This is a genomic window from Actinoplanes missouriensis 431, from assembly GCF_000284295.1.
GTDB lineage: Bacteria > Actinomycetota > Actinomycetes > Mycobacteriales > Micromonosporaceae > Actinoplanes > Actinoplanes missouriensis.
Genome location: NC_017093.1, coordinates 7,573,382 through 7,590,162, shown reverse-complemented (window position 1 = coordinate 7,590,162; position 16,781 = coordinate 7,573,382). Strand labels below are relative to the sequence as shown.

Annotated in this window: 14 protein-coding genes; 9 read left to right on the top strand and 5 right to left on the bottom strand. The window is 70.5% G+C overall.

The window, feature by feature from the left end:
* Positions 1-20 precede the first annotated feature (20 nt).
* Positions 21-1,199 carry a 23S rRNA (adenine(2503)-C(2))-methyltransferase RlmN gene (rlmN, locus tag AMIS_RS34530; RefSeq protein ID WP_014447108.1) on the top strand — a complete coding sequence of 393 codons (1,179 nt, stop codon included), beginning with the start codon at positions 21-23 and terminating at the stop codon, positions 1,197-1,199.
* Between the two features lie 37 nt (positions 1,200-1,236).
* Positions 1,237-2,526 (top strand): DivIVA domain-containing protein, encoded by a 1,290-nt coding sequence (locus AMIS_RS34525; protein ID WP_014447107.1) that lies wholly within the window; start codon positions 1,237-1,239, stop codon positions 2,524-2,526.
* A gap of 51 nt (positions 2,527-2,577) precedes the next feature.
* On the opposite strand, the gene AMIS_RS34520 is transcribed toward AMIS_RS34525, so the two are convergent.
* Positions 2,578-2,817: a DUF2631 domain-containing protein gene (locus AMIS_RS34520; RefSeq protein WP_014447106.1), complete on the bottom strand. Its 240-nt coding sequence runs from the start codon at positions 2,815-2,817 to the stop codon at positions 2,578-2,580.
* Between the two features lie 131 nt (positions 2,818-2,948).
* Here AMIS_RS34520 and AMIS_RS34515 point away from each other — a divergent pair, with 131 nt between their 5' ends.
* Positions 2,949-4,499 carry a Rieske 2Fe-2S domain-containing protein gene (locus AMIS_RS34515; RefSeq protein ID WP_014447105.1) on the top strand — a complete coding sequence of 517 codons (1,551 nt, stop codon included), beginning with the start codon at positions 2,949-2,951 and terminating at the stop codon, positions 4,497-4,499.
* On the opposite strand, the gene AMIS_RS34510 is transcribed toward AMIS_RS34515, so the two are convergent.
* Both AMIS_RS34510 and AMIS_RS34505 read right to left on the bottom strand, forming a co-directional pair.
* Positions 4,496-6,064 carry a phytoene desaturase family protein gene (locus tag AMIS_RS34510; protein WP_041831579.1) on the bottom strand — a complete coding sequence of 523 codons (1,569 nt, stop codon included), beginning with the start codon at positions 6,062-6,064 and terminating at the stop codon, positions 4,496-4,498. The genes AMIS_RS34515 and AMIS_RS34510 overlap by 4 nt on opposite strands.
* A gap of 11 nt (positions 6,065-6,075) precedes the next feature.
* Positions 6,076-6,891, bottom strand: coding sequence for a YhjD/YihY/BrkB family envelope integrity protein (locus AMIS_RS34505; protein WP_014447103.1), 816 nt, complete (start codon positions 6,889-6,891; stop codon positions 6,076-6,078).
* A 74-nt stretch (positions 6,892-6,965) separates the two neighbouring features.
* Between AMIS_RS34505 and dxr the strand changes: the two genes are divergently transcribed.
* From dxr to ispG, 3 genes are read left to right on the top strand one after another with little or no spacing between them, the layout of a single operon-like run.
* A complete protein-coding gene (gene dxr / locus AMIS_RS34500) occupies positions 6,966-8,174 on the top strand; it encodes a 1-deoxy-D-xylulose-5-phosphate reductoisomerase (protein WP_014447102.1) in 1,209 nt (402 codons plus the stop codon).
* Positions 8,174-9,433, top strand: coding sequence for a M50 family metallopeptidase (locus tag AMIS_RS34495; RefSeq protein WP_014447101.1), 1,260 nt, complete (start codon positions 8,174-8,176; stop codon positions 9,431-9,433). The genes dxr and AMIS_RS34495 overlap by 1 nt, the downstream gene beginning before the upstream one ends.
* An 8-nt stretch (positions 9,434-9,441) precedes the next feature.
* Positions 9,442-10,614, top strand: coding sequence for a flavodoxin-dependent (E)-4-hydroxy-3-methylbut-2-enyl-diphosphate synthase (gene ispG / locus AMIS_RS34490; RefSeq protein ID WP_014447100.1), 1,173 nt, complete (start codon positions 9,442-9,444; stop codon positions 10,612-10,614).
* A gap of 54 nt (positions 10,615-10,668) precedes the next feature.
* Here the strand turns inward: ispG and AMIS_RS34485 are convergent, their stop codons facing one another.
* Positions 10,669-11,508 carry a GNAT family N-acetyltransferase gene (locus AMIS_RS34485; RefSeq protein ID WP_014447099.1) on the bottom strand — a complete coding sequence of 280 codons (840 nt, stop codon included), beginning with the start codon at positions 11,506-11,508 and terminating at the stop codon, positions 10,669-10,671.
* A 141-nt stretch (positions 11,509-11,649) separates the two neighbouring features.
* Here AMIS_RS34485 and AMIS_RS34480 point away from each other — a divergent pair, with 141 nt between their 5' ends.
* The 3 genes from AMIS_RS34480 to AMIS_RS34470 all read left to right on the top strand — a co-directional run bounded on the left by AMIS_RS34480 (position 11,650) and on the right by AMIS_RS34470 (position 15,692).
* Entirely contained in the window at positions 11,650-12,285 is a 636-nt protein-coding gene (locus tag AMIS_RS34480) for a PadR family transcriptional regulator (RefSeq protein ID WP_014447098.1), read from the top strand.
* Positions 12,286-12,534: 249 nt separating this feature from the next.
* Positions 12,535-14,514 (top strand): hybrid sensor histidine kinase/response regulator, encoded by a 1,980-nt coding sequence (locus AMIS_RS34475; RefSeq protein WP_014447097.1) that lies wholly within the window; start codon positions 12,535-12,537, stop codon positions 14,512-14,514.
* Between the two features lie 89 nt (positions 14,515-14,603).
* Complete coding sequence (locus AMIS_RS34470) at positions 14,604-15,692, top strand: GAF domain-containing protein (protein WP_014447096.1); 1,089 nt, start codon at positions 14,604-14,606, stop codon at positions 15,690-15,692.
* On the opposite strand, the gene AMIS_RS41050 is transcribed toward AMIS_RS34470, so the two are convergent.
* Positions 15,650-16,765 (bottom strand): GAF domain-containing protein, encoded by a 1,116-nt coding sequence (locus AMIS_RS41050; RefSeq protein ID WP_051042264.1) that lies wholly within the window; start codon positions 16,763-16,765, stop codon positions 15,650-15,652. The two genes, AMIS_RS34470 and AMIS_RS41050, sit on opposite strands and share 43 nt — an antisense overlap.
* Positions 16,766-16,781 lie beyond the last annotated feature (16 nt).

The window sequence follows — 16,781 nt, the reverse complement described above, 5'->3', positions numbered from 1 at the left end:
CGTGGGAGACTGGATACGCCATGACGATTCTTCCGGTCATCCCGATCAGCCCAGACCAGCCCGACGCGGTGAGCACCCGTCGCCGCCCCACCATGCCGCCGAAGCACCTCGCCGACATGGACCTCGCCGCCCGCAAGAGCGCGGTCGCGAGCCTGGGCGAGCCCGCCTTCCGCGCCAAGCAGCTCTCCACCCACTACTTCGGCCGCCTGGTGCGTGACTCCGCGGCGATGACCGACCTGCCGGCGGCGTCCCGCGAGCGGCTCACCGCCGAGCTCTTCCCGCAGCTGCTCACCCCGATCCGGGAGCAGGCCTGCGACGACGGCGCGACCCGCAAGACGCTGTGGCGGCTGCACGACGGCGCTCTGGTGGAGAGCGTTCTGATGGGTTACCCCGACCGGGTGACGGCGTGTGTCTCCAGCCAGGCCGGCTGCGGCATGGCGTGCCCGTTCTGCGCGACCGGCCAGCAGGGCCTCACCCGCAACCTGTCGATCGCCGAGATCGTGGACCAGGTGGTCTATCTGGCCGGCGTCGCGGCGTCCGGAGCGGTCACCGGTTCCCCGCCGCGGTTGTCCCGCGTCGTCTTCATGGGCATGGGCGAGCCGCTGGCCAATTACCCGCGGGTCATCGAGGCGGTCCGGCGCCTCACCTCGCCCGCGCCGGAGGGCCTGGGCCTGTCACAACGGCACATCACGGTGTCCACGGTGGGTTTGGTGCCCGCAATGCGCCGGTTGATAGCCGAACAGCTCTCCGTGACTCTTGCGTTGTCACTGCACGCCCCCGATGATGATCTGCGCGATGAGCTTGTGCCCGTCAACCAGCGTTGGAAGGTGGCCGAGGTGCTCGACGCCGCGTTTGATTACGCGGCACAGACCGGCCGTCGGGTGTCCATCGAGTACGCCCTGATCAGGGACGTAAACGATCAGCCCTGGCGTGCCGACCTGCTCGGCAAGCTTCTGAGCGGCAAGCTGGCCCATGTGAATCTCATCCCGCTCAACCCGACCCCGGGGAGCAAGTGGGATGCCAGCCCCAAACCGGTCGAGCGTGAGTTCGTCCGCCGGCTGCGAGAGGCCGGTGTGTCGACCACCGTGCGCGACACCCGGGGCCAGGAGATCGACGGCGCATGCGGCCAACTGGCTGCGGGCGAGCTGACGCAAGCGAGCGCAGGGGGCGCCGCAGCCGACGCGGAGGTGGCACAGTGACTGGGCGCAGGTCCCAGCAAACGGAGTGGGAGACGTTGTGACGAGTCAGGGGCAGCGTTTCCGGCGGCGTGCGCTACGGCGTGGTTACAAGGTCGACGAGGTCGACGCTTTCCTGGACCGGGTCGAGGCGACCCTGGCGGGCGAGCAGGTGGGCCCGCCGGTCGGTGCGCAAGAGGTGCACGACGTCGTCTTCCGGGTGCGCTTCGGCGGCTACGACGAGTGGCAGGTCGACCTGCACCTCGACCGGGTGGAGCGCCAGCTCGCCGAGTTCGAGGAGCGCGGCGGCCGTCCCGCTCCCGACCCGTTGCGTGACTCGATGCGCGGTGGCCTCTCCGCCGTCCCGCAGGCGCCGCCGCAGGGCCCTCCGCCGGGCATGATGGGTGCCGGTGGCCCCCCCGGCATGGGCGGCGGTCCGGGCATGGGCGGCCAGAGCATGGCAGGGCAGGGCATGGGCGGCCCGGGCCAGTTCGGCCCCGGCCCGGGCGGGATGGGTCAGCTGCCGCCCGGTGGTCCGCAGGGTCCGGGGATGCCCGGCGGCAACCCGGCGATGAACCCGGCCGCGGCCCGGATGGCTCCGCCCACCGAGCGCCTGCCCGCTCCGGTGCGTGACGACCGCATGATGCCGCCGCAGATGCCCCCGCAGATGCCGCAGCGCCAGCAGCAGATGCCCCAGCCCGACCCGTACGGGCGCTACGACGAGCCCACCGGTTACGGCCAGCAGCCTCCGCAGCGCCAGGGCCCGCCGCCCGGTTACGACCAGGGTGGCTACGACCAGGGCGGTTACGAGCAGCCGTCCCGGTACGACCAGGGCGGGTTCGACCAGGGTGGGTTCGATCAGGGTGGGTTCGACCAGGGCGGCTACGACGGCTTCGAGCCGGGCCGGCACGGCAAGACCGACATGACGGCCGAGATCCGGATGCCCGAGCGCGACCCGCGCGGCGGTTACGGAGCGCCGCAGATGCCGAACGCGATGCCGGGCTCCCCGATGCCCGCGGGCGCGCCGATGAGCGGCCCGCCGCAGCAGCAGTTCGGCCCGCCCCCGCAGCAGTTCGGCCCGCCAGTGGGCGAGCCGGGCGGCGAGCTGTACCGGGTGGACCAGCTGCGCCGGACGTTCCAGCCGCGCCGGTTCGGCAGCGGTTACGACCCGATGCAGGTGGACCGGCTGTTCGAGGGCATCCTGCAGGCGATGACCGGCCGCGGCCCGATGCCGGTGAACGAGAACGACCTGGACATGCTGCAGTTCGGCCTGGTGCCGAACGGTTACTTCGAGGCCGAGGTCGACGCCGCGCTGCGCGAGGTGAAGGACATCCTGCTGCGTCGCCGGTGAGGGACAGCAAAAGAGGGGGCCGCCGGCCCCCTCTTTTTCGTGCCCTGGAACTTACTGATCGTTGGGCCGCAGGCCGATCTTGCGCAGCACCGCGTCGCCGACGAGGACGACGATCAGACCGACCGCCAGCACCACGAGCCACACCTTCTCGGTGTTGCCCTGCTGGTTGCCCCAGAAGAACATCAGCAGGACGACGGCCGAGATGATCGCGCCCTTGGTGGCCCGCTTGCGGTTGCCCGGCTTGAGCTGGTCCGGCGCGTAGACCTCTTCGTGGTGTTCCTCGGCAGCCACGGTGGCTCCTCCAAGTCGTGCGATGTCGAGACGTTCTCAGTGTGTCACGGGGTCGCTGGGCGGGACCGGGCAACCCGGCTGTACTTTCGATGGCGGCAAAAGAGCGACACCGCCGAGCGAAGGAGCGACAAGTGCGGATCACCGGCACCGGACACGCGAGCATGCGGATCGACACGGCCGCAGGCAGCATTCTGTGCGATCCGTGGGTGAACCCGGCGTACTTCGCCTCGTGGTTTCCGTTCCCGGACAACTCCCTGCTCGACTGGGAGACCCTGGGGAACGTCGACTACCTGTACGTCTCGCACCTGCACCGGGACCACTTCGACGCGGAGCACCTGAAGCGCTTCATCAACAAGAAGGCCACGGTCCTCCTGCCGGAGTACCCGACCAGCCAGCTCGAGGACGAGCTGCGCGACCTGGGTTTCACCAGCTTCCTGCGGACGAAGTCCGACGAGGTGCACGAGCTGGACGGCGGCCTCAAGGTCATGATCCAGGCCCTGATCAGCCCGACCGACGGCCCGATCGGTGACTCCTCGCTCTGGGTGGAGCACGACGGGATCCGGGTGCTGAACCAGAACGACGCCCGCCCGTCCGACCTGTCCCGCTTCAACGAGCTCGGTCACGTGCACGCGCACATGCTGCAGTTCTCCGGCGCGATCTGGTACCCGATGGTCTACGAGCTGCCGGAGAACGCGAAGACCGCGTTCGGCAAGCAGAAGCGGGAGCGGCAGTTCGACCGCACCTGGCGGTACATCGACGACCTGAAGGCGGACTTCGTCTTCCCGATCGCCGGTCCGCCGTGCTTCCTCGACGACGAGCTGTGGCAGTTCAACGACATCCACGGCGACGAGGGCAACATCTTCCCGGACCAGTCGGTGTTCCTGACCGAGTACGCGAAGGTCGGCGGCACCAACGCCGTCGTCCAGCTGCCGGGCAGCGTGACCGAGCTGACCGAGGGCGGCACGAAGCAGTCGACGACGCACCCGATGCCGGTCGACGAGTTCTTCGCCAACAAGCGGGCGCACCTCGAGGAGATGCGGGAGCGCAAGCGCCCGATCATCGAGGCGGAGAAGGCCTCCTGGCGGCACCCGGAGATCGACGTGCTGGGCGAGCTCAAGAAGCGGATCGAGCCGCTGCTCGAGGAGTCGATCTACCTGGCCAAGGGCGTCGGCGGCCCGGTCCGGTTCGACCTGGTCTCCTACGACGGCGACGAGGTCGAGTCGATCGTGGTGGACTTCCCGGGCAAGCAGGTCCGGCCGTACGCGGACGAGAAGGTGCGCTACCGCTTCCGCACCCAGCGCGAGCTGATCGAGCACCTCATCTTCATCGACGAGGGCGACTGGGTGAACTCGCTCTTCCTCTCCTGCCGCTTCTCGGCCGCCCGGATCGGGCAGTACAACGAGTTCGTCTACGCGTTCTTCAAGTGCCTCTCCGAGGAGCGCCTGCAGTACGCCGAGGGCTGGTACGACGAGCACGAGAAGGCGGTCGACGCCGAGGACATCCAGTTCGGCGACTGGACCGTGCAGCGCCGCTGCCCCCACCTGAAGGCCGACCTGTCCCGGTTCGGCATCGTCGAGGGCAACGTGCTGACCTGCCAGCTGCACGGCTGGAAGTTCGACCTGCCCAGTGGCCGCTGCCTCACCGGCGTCGGCCACAAGATCCGGGCGTCGAAGAACAGCTAGACCGCGAGGTCCTTCAGGATGCGGCGGGCCACGTTGTGGCCCGCCGCGCCGATCACGCTGCCGGCCGGGTGTGCCCCCGCCGATCCCGCGTACAGCCCGTCGAGCCCGGTGGAATACGGCATCCGCTTGTCGAACGCCACGGTGTTGTCGACGTGGTGGATGTGCCCTCCGGTGATCCCGAAGTGCTCCTCGATCCCCGGCGGGGTGAGCGGCATGGCGTCCACCACCAGGTCTGAGGTCCCGGGCGCATACCTGTCGCAGATCTCCAGCAATTTCCGAACATAACCGTCGATCTCGGCGTCCCAGGACGACCCGGCCGGCTGGAACGGCACCGACTGCACGAACAGCGCCGACGAGTGATGCCCCTCCGGGTCCTGCAGCGACGGGTCGACGGTGGTGTGCACGTACCACTCGATGGTCGGCTCGGACGGCAGCCGCCCGGCCTGCACGTCCGCCCACATCTCGCGCAGCGACGCCATCGGCGAGCCGGAGTGCGGCAGCAGGTGGATGGTCGCCCCGAACGGCGACGGGCTGCCCGCCGGCAGGCAGGAGAAGTCCGGCAGGTCCCGCAGCGCCAGATTGACCTTGAGTGTCGTGCCGGTCCGCCGCACCGCGGTCATCCGCTCGGTCAGCGCCGGGGGCAGAGCCCCGTCGGGGACAAGACCCATCAATTGGTACGGGTCACAGCTCCCCACCACGACACGGGCGGCGATCTGACGCCCGTCGGCGAGCACCACGCCACTGGCGGCCCCGCCGTCGACGGTCACCGCGCTGACCCGGGCGTCCGTGAAGAGACGGGCCCCGGCGGCCCGCGCCGCGTCCGCGAAGGTCCGTGAGACGGTTCCCATCCCGCCCTGCGCGATCATCCAGGTGCCGTCCGCCCCGGGCAGCCGGCACATGTTGTGCACCAGGAAGTTGTGCCCGGTGCCGGGGTCGTCCGGGCCGGCGTTGAGCCCGGAGAGCCCGTCGGTGACCGCGTACATGCTGACCAGCAGCTCACTGGAGAACCCGAACCGGCCGAGGTAGGAGGCGACCGATCCCCGTACCAGATCGAGGAAGGTGCTCTGGAGCTGCGGCCGGATGTGGCGGTCGGCGATCTCCTCGACGGACGCCGGCTCCTCCAGCCAGGCCGGCGCGAGATCGGCGCGCAGCGCGCCGATCTCGACGGCGAGGGCCTCGTCGGCCGCGGCGTCCCGGGCCGAGAAGAATTTCTCCAGCTGGGCCCGGGTGTCGGCCGGGTCGCGGCCGAACAGCAGGTAGGGCGAGCCGGCCGGCCCGGGCGTCGGCAGGAAGTAGTGCGGGTCGCGGCGGAGCACCGGGATCGTCAGGTCGAGGGTGCGCAGCAGCTCCGGCGGCATCAGGCCGAGCAGGTAGGACCCGGTGGACTGGCCGAGGCCGGGGACCTTGGCGAAGGGGTGCTCGGTGCGGGTGGCGCCGCCGAGGACGCTCGCGGCCTCGAGCACGATGACGTCGAGCCCGGCGCGGGCCAGCAGGATCGCCGAGACCAGGCCGTTGTGCCCGGAGCCGATGATCACCACATCGGCGCGGTCGGGAATGGGGGTCATGGCGAGCGACACTACCGCGCGAACAGCCCGGGCACCCTCGGCGATTCGTCCGTTAAATACGTCTTGACAGTGTGTGTCACCGTGAACCCGGTCAGTAACACGACATGGAAGAGGTAGAGCCAGAGTCCGGCCGCGACCATCGCGCCGATCTCGGTGAAACCGCCGAACGGGACGCCGAGATCCAGCGGCAGCGAGCAGAACAGCACGGCGCCGTGCAGGAACCCGGAGAGGTTCGCCGCGGTGAACGAGCCGATCAGGATCGTGGCGAGCCACGGCGGCCGGCCCGGCGCCACGTAGCGGAACACCCAGATCACCACAGGGGTGAGCACGATCCAGGTGGCGAGGAACGAGAGCACCACGCCGAGCACCGACCACCAGCCGCCGCGCAGCCACAGGCCGCTCGTCGTCGGCAGCGCCAGGAAGAGCGCGAGCAGCAGCGCGGGCGCGGCGGCCAGCAGCGGCAGCCAGAGCAGCCGGCCGCGCCAGCCGACCAGGGACTCGCCGGGGCGGCGCAGCGAGACGAAGGCCCGGCGCAGCCCTTCGCCGTAGAGGGTGGCCGGCAGCAGGCTGGCGAGCGCGAGCATCGGCGTCAGGTTCAGCCCGGCGTCGATCAGGGACGCGAGCGCCTGCGGCGCTCCGATCTCGTCGGGCAGGGCGGCTATGGTCCGGCCGGTCAGATCCCGTACGCGCTGAGCGCCTACGACCAGACTGGTGAGCCAGACCGCGAGCAGCGCGATCGGCACCACCGCGATCCCGGCGTAGAACGTGATGGCGGCCGCATGCAGCGACACGTCCCGGCCCCGCAGTGGAGCGAACAGTTTTCGCACAATCCCTCCGGTACCCCGCCGGGGCCATCGGATCACGCGGCCCAGCGCCGCGACGGGTGCGGGCGTCCGGGAAGATGGACGCCATGCGCGACCTCGTTCTGCTCGGGTCCACGGGATCCATCGGCACCCAGGCCATCGACATCGTCCGCCGCAACCCGGAGAGGTTCCGCGTGGTGGCCCTCGGCGCGGGCGGTGGCAACGTCGAACTGCTCGCCGCTCAGGCCCTGGAGCTGGGCGTCGAGGTGGTGGGCGTGGCGCGTTCGTCGGCCGTACAGGATCTGCAGCTGGCCTTCTACGCCGAGGCGCAGAAGCGCGGCTGGTCCTCCGGTGACTTCAAACTCCCGCGGATCGTCGCGGGACCGGACGCGATGACCGAGCTCGCGCGGGTCGGCTGCGACGTCGTGCTGAACGGCGTCGTCGGCAGCCTCGGTCTCGCGCCCACGCTGGCCGCGCTGGAGTCCGGCCGGATCCTCGCCCTCGCGAACAAGGAGTCGCTGGTCGCCGGTGGGCCGCTGGTGCGCCGGATCGCCAAGCCGGGGCAGATCGTCCCGGTCGACTCCGAGCACTCGGCGCTCGCCCAGTGCCTGCGCGGCGGCGCCGCGTCCGAGGTGCGGCGGCTGATCCTGACCGCGAGCGGGGGAGCGTTCCGGGGGCGGCGCCGCGAGGAGCTGACCGGCGTCACTCCCGAGGAGGCGCTCAAGCACCCGACCTGGGACATGGGCCCGGTCGTCACGATCAACTCGGCCACCATGGTGAACAAGGCCCTGGAGGTGATCGAGGCGCACGAGCTGTTCGGGGTGCCCTACGACGACATCGAGGTGATGGTCCACCCGCAGTCCGTGCTGCACTCCCTGGTCGAGTTCGCCGACGGCTCCACCCTGGCGCAGGCCAGCCCGCCGGACATGCGGCTGCCGATCGCGCTGGCGCTGGCCTGGCCGGACCGGGTGCCCGAGGCGGCCGCGGCGGTGGACTGGACGCAGGCGCACAACTGGGAGCTGCGGCCGCTCGACGACGAGGCCTTCCCGGCGGTCCGCCTGGCCAAGGAGGCGGGCCGGGCCGGGCGGTGCCTGCCGGCCGTCTACAACGCCGCGAACGAGGAGTGTGTGGCCGCCTTCGTCTCCGGTCGGCTACCTTTTCTGGGCATCGTCGACACCCTGGAACGGGTGCTCGCGGAGGCCCCGGATTTCGCTGAACCGGGTACCGTCGATGACGTGCTTGCCGCGGAGGCATGGGCGCGCGCCCAGGCACAGCGGACGATCGCGACTGTGGCTGAAGGAGCCTGATGCTTTTCTGGCTGGGTGCGGCGGCGTTCGCGCTGACCATCCTCATTTCGGTGAGCCTGCACGAGCTGGGTCACATGATCACCGGCAAGCGCTTCGGCATGAAGGTGACGCAGTACTTCGTGGGCTTCGGCCCGACGATCTTCTCGTTCAAGCGCGGCGAGACGGAGTACGGCCTGAAAGCCATCCCGCTCGGCGGCTTCTGCAAGATCGTCGGCATGACCCCGCAGGACGAGGACGTCCTGCCGGAGGACCAGCCGCGCGCCATGTGGCGGTTCCCGGTCTGGAAACGGACCATCGTGATGTCGGCCGGCTCGATCACCCACTTCATGCTGGCGCTCGTCGGGGCGTACTTCATGGCGATCTCCGTCGGCCTGCCCAACGTGGGCATCGCGCAGACCGCCGAGGCACAGGCCAAGGCGCCCGCGATGATCTACGTGGGCGACTGCATCCGCACCTCGGTCACCGACACCAGCGCCGAGTGCGTGCCCGGCCAGAACGGCGCGGTGGCAGCCCCGGCCAAGGCGGCCGGGCTGCAGACCGGCGACCTGATCACCAAGGTCGGTGACACGACGGTCAGCACCTACGGCGATCTGACCAACGCGATCCGCGCGCAGACCGCCGGACCGACCGTGTTCACCTATGTGCGCGACGGGCGGACCGCCACCGCGACGGTCGATCTGGTCACCGCCGAGCGGACCCCGATCGGTGAGGACGACGGCCCGGTCACCCAGGTCGCGGTGGCCGGCGTGAGCTGGACCACGGACCAGCCGGCCGTTCTCACCTACAGTGCGATCGGGGCGATCCCCGCCGCCGGTGACTTCAACTGGTACCTGGTGGAGAACTCGTTCCGGGCGATGGCGCGGATCCCGGAGAAGATCCCCGCCCTGTGGAACTCGATCACCGGCGACGAGCGTGACCCGGACACCCCGATCAGCGTCATCGGCGCGAGCCGGATCGGCGGCGAGGCGATCGAGAAGGGCGTACCGGAGGTCTTCTGGCAGGTCTTCATCTCGCTGAACATCTTCATCGGCCTCTTCAACCTGCTGCCGCTGCTGCCACTGGACGGCGGGCACATCGCGATCGCCTGGTTCGAGAGAGCCCGGTCCTGGCTCTACCAGCGGCTGCGGCGACCCGATCCGGGGCGTGTCGACTACTACAAGCTCATGCCGCTCACCTACGCGGTCATTCTGATTGGTGGCGCGTTCACCCTGCTGACCGCGACCGCTGACATCATCAACCCGATCACCATCTTCAAGTGAGTTGAGACGTGACTGCTATCAGTCTGGGAATGCCGGCCGTACCCCCTCCGCCGCTGGCTCCGCGCCGCCACAGCCGCCAGATCAACGTCGGCGGTGTCCTGGTCGGCGGCGGCGCCCCGGTCAGCGTCCAGTCGATGACGACCACGCTCACCTCCGACGTCAACGCCACGCTGCAGCAGATCGCTGAGCTCACCGCGTCCGGCTGCCAGATCGTCCGGGTCGCCGTCCCCTCGCAGGACGACGTCGAGGCGCTGCCCGCGATCGCCAAGAAATCGCAGATCCCGGTGATCGCCGACATCCACTTCCAGCCGAAGTACGTGTTCGCCGCGATCGACGCCGGCTGTGCCGCGGTCCGGGTCAACCCGGGCAACATCCGGCAGTTCGACGACAAGGTCAAGGAGATCGCGAAGGCGGCCTCCGGCGCCGGCGTGCCGATCCGGATCGGGGTGAACGCGGGCTCGCTCGACAAGCGCCTGCTGGAGAAATACGGCAAGGCCACCGCCGAGGCGCTTGTCGAGTCGGCGCTCTGGGAGTGCTCGCTCTTCGAGGAGCACGGCTTCCGGGACATCAAGATCTCGGTGAAGCACAACGACCCGGTCGTCATGATCCGGGCGTACCGGCAGCTCGCCGAGCAGTGCGACTACCCGCTGCACCTCGGCGTCACCGAGGCCGGGCCGGCGTTCCAGGGCACGATCAAGAGCGCTGTGGCGTTCGGCGCGCTGCTCGCCGAGGGCATCGGTGACACCATCCGGGTCTCGCTCTCCGCCCCGCCGGTCGAGGAGATCAAGGTCGGTCAGCAGATCCTGGAGTCGCTCGGTCTCCGCGAGCGCGGCCTCGAGATCGTCTCCTGCCCGTCCTGCGGCCGGGCCCAGGTCGACGTCTACACCCTGGCCGAGCAGGTCACAGCCGCGCTGGAGGGCTTCCCGGTCCCGCTGCGGGTCGCCGTGATGGGCTGCGTGGTGAACGGTCCGGGCGAGGCCCGCGAGGCCGACCTCGGGGTGGCCTCCGGCAACGGCAAGGGCCAGATCTTCGTAAAGGGCAAGGTCATCAAGACCGTGCCGGAGTCGATCATCGTGGAGACCCTGGTCGAGGAGGCTCTGCGGCTCGCCGACGAGATGGGCGCCGAGCTCCCCGACGAGCTGCGCGACCTGCTCCCCGGCCCGACAGTGACGGTGCACTAACAATCGATCACGGAATCCGCGGGCGTCGGTGGGCTCGCTGAGAGCCCACCGGCGTCAGAACAACACCGTCGCGAACGATCCCGCCGACACGAACCCGCAGCGCGCGTAGACCTGCCGCGCTGCCACGTTGTAGTCGTTGACGTAGAGGCTGACGGTCGGCGCCACCCGCCGCAGCGAGTCCGCCACCACGGCGGCCATCGCGGCGGTCGCGAGCCCGCGCCCCCGATGGTCCGGGTGCACCCAGACGCCCTGCACCTGCGCGGTCCGCCGGGTGATGATCGCCAGTTCGGCCTTGAAGATCACTTGATCGCCGTCGAACCGTGCGTACGCCCGCTTCCCCTTCACCAGTTCGGCGATCCGCCGCCGGTACCCGCGCCCGCCGTCGTCCTGCAACGGCGAGACGCCGACCTCCTCGGTGTACATCGCGACCGCGGCCGGGAAGAGCTGATCCACCTCGTTCGGCCGGACCAGGCGCACGGCCGGGTCGGGACGCACCTCCGGGTCCCGGTCGGTGACCAGCAGCGGCTGGTTGGGCCGCACGTCCCGGGCCGGCCCCCAGTGGCCGCTGAGCCGGTCCCAGAGGTCCAGCACGGCCTCCGAGCGACCGATGATCGACGAGCAGATCCGGGGCTCGCCGCCGAGCAGATCGGCGAACGCGGCGACCGCCGGCGGGGTCGCGCCGACCGGCACCAGATGCGCGCCGGACCAGATCAGGGACTCGATGCGGCGGGCGGGTTCGTACCCGTAGATGCGCCCGTCGGAACGCCACCAGTTGAGCCCGTGCGAGGCCACGCGCTCGGCGATCTGGGCGCCCGCGTAGGGATCGGCGTCCAGGATCCGCTGGACCGCCGCGCGCTCGGGCTCACCGAGCTGCCGAATGGGCACCGTCAACACAGGTACCACATTGCCAGATCCCCGGGGGCCGACACCTACCGCAACCCCCTGATCCGAAAAAGAGCCGAGGCTTGCAGCCGATCTTTCGGCGATATATCGTCAAAATATCGAAAGGCTATCGCCGACTGAACGGAGAAGATCATGAGGTACGACAACGAGGGTGAGCGCGGGCACGGCATGGGATTCGGTCGCGGTCACGGCCGCGGCGGCTGGGCCTCCGAGGGCCGCAGGCGCGGCTTCGGCTTCCCGCCCGGATTCCCGTTCGGCGGGGGCCCGGGTGGTCCCGGCTTCCCGCCGCACGATTTCGGCGGCGGTCCCCGGCCCCGGCGCGGCGGACGCGGCAGCCGGCAGAACGTGCGGCCCGCGATCCTGGCGCTCCTGCTGGAGCGGCCGATGCACGGCTACGAGATGATCCAGGAGCTGGACGCCCGCACCAACGGCATCTGGCGTCCCAGCCCCGGCTCGGTCTACCCGACCCTCCAGCTGCTGGAGGACGAGGGCCTGATCGAGGCGACGGCCGACGGCGGCCGCAAGAGCTACCAGCTCACCTCCGACGGCCGCCCCGAGGCCGAGGCCGCCGCGCAGAACCCGCCGTGGTCGCAGTTCGGCGCCGAGACCATGTCCCAGGTGCAGGACTTCCGCGACGCGGCGGTCGGCATCATGGGAGCGCTCAAGCAGGTCGGTTTCTCCGGCACCCCGGAGCAGCGTCAGAAGGCGCTCGAGGTGCTCAACGAGACCAAACGCAAGCTGTACGCCATCCTCGCCGACGGCGAGTGAAAACCCCGGGACGGGCGCGCTCAGAGACTCTGGGCGCGCTTTTCCTTTCGGTACGGGCGGACAGCAGTCCCCGAGAAGGCACCGCGACCTGCCTGCCACGAAAGGCCGCTGCGCGTCTTTCGCTACCGGCGGGTGGTCACCCTCAGAGCGGTTCCGTCTGATGCTTGCGTCAACGCCGATTTTCGGACGGGGAGCGCCGGGGTCCGCCTAGTCTGGAGGAGGCCTTGGGTTGGGGGATGAGGTGCTGCGATGAGCAATCCTTCCGATGCCGTGGCGATCGGCCTGCTCGAGGCGGCACCTGATGCGATCATCGGCGTTCATCGTGACGGGTGCATCGCCGTGGTGAACGCGCAGACCGTCCGCCTCTTCGGCTTCGACCGGTCCGAGTTGATCGGCAAGCCGATCGAGCTGCTGATCCCGGAGCGGTTCCGGCGCCATCACCCCGCGCACCGCCGGGACTATCTGCAGGATCTGCGTCCGCGCCCGATGGGTGCGGGAGCGCCGCTCGCCGCCCGGCGCAAGGACGGCTCCGAGTTCCCCGCCGAGATCTCGCTCTCCGCGCTGCCCGCCCAGAACATGGTGGTCGCGGCGGTCCGGGACGTGAGCGACCGGGTGCGCCGCGAGGCCAAGTTCCAGGGTCTGCTCGAAGCCGCCCCGGACGCGATCGTGGGGGTCGCCGCCGACGGCCGGATCAGCCTGGTGAACGCGCAGGCCGAGCGGCTCTTCGGCTATCAGCGCAGCGAGCTGCTCGGCAAGTCGATCGAGGTGCTGGTGCCGCCCGCGGGCCGGCCGGGGCATCCGGAGAAACGGCAGCGCTACTTCGCCGACCCGCAGCCCCGCCCGATGGGCTCCGGCCGGCCGCTCGCCGCGTGCCGCAAGGACGGCTCCGAGTTCCCGGCCGAGATCAGCCTCTCCGCGTTCGAGACCGAGGACGGGGTGATCGTCTCGGCGGCGATCCGGGACGTCTCCGAGCGGATCGAGGCGCAGGCCGAGCGGCAGCGCCTGGAGGCCGAGGGGGAGCGGCTCGTCGCGGCCGCCGAACGCGAGCGGCTGGAGGCGCAGCTTCAGCAGTCGCAGCGGCTGGAGAGCCTGGGTCAGCTGGCCGGGGGAGTGGCGCACGACTTCAACAACCTGCTCGCCGTCATGCTCAACTACACCGGTTTCGTGGCCGAGCAGATCCAGGAGGCCGCCGACGCCGATCCCGGCGGCCCCTGGCCGCAGGCGGGCCGTGATCTGCAGCAGGTGCTCCGGGCCGGGCAGCGGGCCACCGAGTTGACGCATCAGCTGCTGGCGTTCGGCCGGCGGGAGGTCGTCCGGCCCCGGGTGCTCGACCTGAACGTGGTGATCCGGGAGGTCGAGCAGCTGCTCCTGCGCACGCTGGGCGAGCACATCCGGCTGCAGGCGGAGCTGGAGCCGGAGCTGTGGCCGGTGCTGGCCGACCCCGGCCAGATCGAGCAGGTCCTGGTGAACCTGGCGGTCAACGCCCGGGACGCGATGCCCGGCGGCGGCACGCTCACCCTCCACACCGGAAACGTCGAGATCACCGCGGGCGACGACACCGAGGCGCGCCCGGCGGTGGCGCCGGGACGCTATGCCGAACTGCGGGTCGCTGACACCGGCACCGGGATCCCGCCCGAGGTGCTGGAGCGGGTGTTCGAGCCGTTCTACACGACGAAGCCGCCGGGGCAGGGGACCGGCCTCGGGCTGGCGACGGTCTACGGCATCGTCACCCAGGCCGGCGGCACGGCCGACCTGCGGTCCACGGTGGGCGCCGGAACCGTCTTCACCGTGCTGCTCCCGGTCACCGACGAGCAGCCGGCGGCGCCGGCGCCGGCCGCGCCGCCGCAGCAGCTCAAGCACGGCGGGGAGACGATCCTGCTGGTGGAGGACGAGGCGGCGTTGCGGGCGGTGACCGTGCGGATCCTGACCCGCAACGGGTACCGGGTGATCCCGGCCGGCAGCGGACCGGAGGCCCTGCACATCGCGGAGGACCCGGAGTCGGAGTTCGACCTGCTGCTGACCGACGTGGTCATGCCACTCCTGCACGGCAACGAGCTCGCCGAGCGGATCCGCCGCCTGCGGCCCGGCGTACCGGTGGTGTACATGTCCGGTTACGCGCAGCCCTTCATCACCGGGAGCAGCACCCTGGACGCCAGCACCATCCTGATCACGAAGCCGTTCACCCAGACCGATCTGTTGCAGCGCCTCCGCGAGGCGCTGGACAACTGAGGGCGCGCCCGCCGGGTCATGACGGCCGGCTCCGCGGGTCCGGCTACGGTGGGCAGGTAACTCCGTTGGAGTAGGCGGTGCGATGACGGATGACGGACCCCAGGCCACCAGACGCGTCGGACGACGGGCGGTGGCGTCCCCTGGCCGAGGCAGTGGTGGCGCTCGCCGATACGCCGGACGACGAGGCTGCCGTCGATGAGCTTCTGATCGGGATAGCGGTGTCGGCGGCCGATCTGATCGCCGGGGTGGTGTACGCGTCCGTCACGGCCTGGCGGGGCGCGGGTTACACCACGGTGGCGGCCAGCAGTGATCTGGCCCGGGCGGTCGACGACGCTCAGCACGCCGAGGAATCGGGACCGTGTGTGCAGGCCGCGCGGACGGGCGAGCCGGTCGGGGTGCCGGACATCGCGGCGACGATGGCGTGGCCCGGCTTCTACCGCCATGCCACCGCGCTGGGGCTGCGGGCGTCGGTGTCGGTGCCGTTGTTCGCCGGCGGTGGCGTCCCGGTGGGCGTGCTGAATCTCTACGGGCGTGAGCCGTCCGCACTGACCGATCTGATGACCGGGGTTCGCGCGGTGTTCGCCGTGGAGCGGCTGTCGGCGAGCGGCATCGATTCCGGCGCCGACGCCGGTACGCGCCAGCTGCTGCTCGGGCTCGGGCTGGCGTTGGAGATCAGGGTCACGATCCAGCGGGCGCTCGGCGTGTTGATGGCCCACGACGACAGTGATGCCGCGGAGGCCCGTCGCATGCTGACGGAGCGGGCCGCGGCCAGAGGAACGTCCTTGTCCGCGACCGCGAGGCAGGTGCTCGCCGAAGTGGTGCCGAGTCACGGCGTGGCGATAACGGTGACGACGGTTCCGGCCACCGGCGATGCGGTGCTGGTCGTCCTGGACGGCGAGCTGGCCGTCCCGTTGGAGATTGACGTGACCGAGCGGTTGACGGCCGTTCTCGATCAGCCGGCGCGGGTGCTGAACCTGGATCTCACCGGGCTTCGATTCTGCGACCTCGCAGGCCTGCGGAGCCTGCTCCATCTGCGGGAGCGAGCCGTCGCCGCCGATCGTGTGGTCCGGGTCGTCGCCGCCTCCAGCGCCGTGCGCTTACTGATGCAGGTCACTGATACATCGGCGCTTTTCGGTTACTCGCCGGCCTCAGCGGCGGAGAACGGCCCGTCGGAGTGATCGGGTATCGGCTGGCGCAACAGCACCCGGGTTCCCTGTGACGTGCTCGTGATCTCGACGTCGGGGCAGATGCGGCGGATCAGCCAGAGACCGGTGTGCCGGATGTCGCCGGCGGAAGCGTGGGCGCGGATCCGGTAGTCCACGGGCAGCCCGGGACCGTCGTCGCTGATCTCGCACCACAGGCTTCCGTCGTGACGCCACAGCCACAACCGGCCACCGTCGGCGTGTTCTTCGGCGTTCGTGGCGGCCTCGTGGACGGCGAGCAGGAACGTGTCCGCGGCGGAGCCGGACAGGCCGACGCCGGTCATCCGCTGCCGGACGAGCGTCCGGAGCGCCGCCAGGGTTTCCATCGTGATGCGATGGGCCAGCAGGACCGGCGTGCCGGCGCGCCACTCCCGGCTGAGAGGGATGGTGGCGACCACCTCGTCCGCCACGGCGCCCAGGCTGAGGCCGGTCCGGGACGCGTGGCGGCGCAGTTCCTCCCGGGCGGTGTCGACATCGACGCCGAGCAGCTCGGCCAGGATGCCCCGAGCCTGCTCCACGGCGACGCGTCCGCTCAGCACCCGCTGTGCCTGGTTCGCCAGGGTCGTGCGGTAACCCTGGTCGCGCTGCATCAGCAGCCCGATGGTGGAGACGTTCGCCAGCGCCTGCGCGAGGCGCATCTCCTCGGCGGTCAGCCATCCGGGCCGGTGCCGGAACAGGCCGAACACCCCGATGACATCGCCGCGAACCCGCATCGGGAGGGCGACGACCGACCGGAATCCGCCCTCCCGCGCCTGCCGGGCGAACGCCGCCCACCGCGGATCCGGGATGTCCAGATCAGCGTCGGCCACCGTCAGCCCGGTGGCGAAACACCAGCCGGTCGGGGCTGCGGGAGCCTCGAAGAGGTCGACCCAGGTGGTGTACTCCGGTGCGGCTGCCAGCAGCCGCAGCGTGCCACGGCCGTCGGCCACCATCACGCCGGCCGCCTGCGCGTCAAGCAGCTCGATGCACCTGTTCGTCACCGTCTGCAGCAGCTTGTCGACATCGAGATCGGCGACCAGGGTGTCGGACAGTTCGACAAGGAGATCCATGGTTGCCGGGTCCTGA

Bases quoted from the DNA above. Each gene is read 5' to 3' on its own strand.
- rlmN (WP_014447108.1), top strand. From the start codon at position 21: ATGACGATTCTTCCGGTCATCCCGATCAGCCCAGACCAGCCCGACGCG.
- AMIS_RS34510 (WP_041831579.1), bottom strand. From the start codon at position 6,064: ATGACCCCCATTCCCGACCGCGCCGATGTGGTGATCATCGGCTCCGGG.
- dxr (WP_014447102.1), top strand. From the start codon at position 6,966: ATGGACGCCATGCGCGACCTCGTTCTGCTCGGGTCCACGGGATCCATC.
- AMIS_RS34495 (WP_014447101.1), top strand. From the start codon at position 8,174: ATGCTTTTCTGGCTGGGTGCGGCGGCGTTCGCGCTGACCATCCTCATT.
- AMIS_RS34480 (WP_014447098.1), top strand. From the start codon at position 11,650: ATGAGGTACGACAACGAGGGTGAGCGCGGGCACGGCATGGGATTCGGT.
- AMIS_RS34475 (WP_014447097.1), top strand. From the start codon at position 12,535: ATGAGCAATCCTTCCGATGCCGTGGCGATCGGCCTGCTCGAGGCGGCA.
- AMIS_RS34470 (WP_014447096.1), top strand. From the start codon at position 14,604: ATGACGGACCCCAGGCCACCAGACGCGTCGGACGACGGGCGGTGGCGT.
- AMIS_RS41050 (WP_051042264.1), bottom strand. From the start codon at position 16,765: ATGGATCTCCTTGTCGAACTGTCCGACACCCTGGTCGCCGATCTCGAT.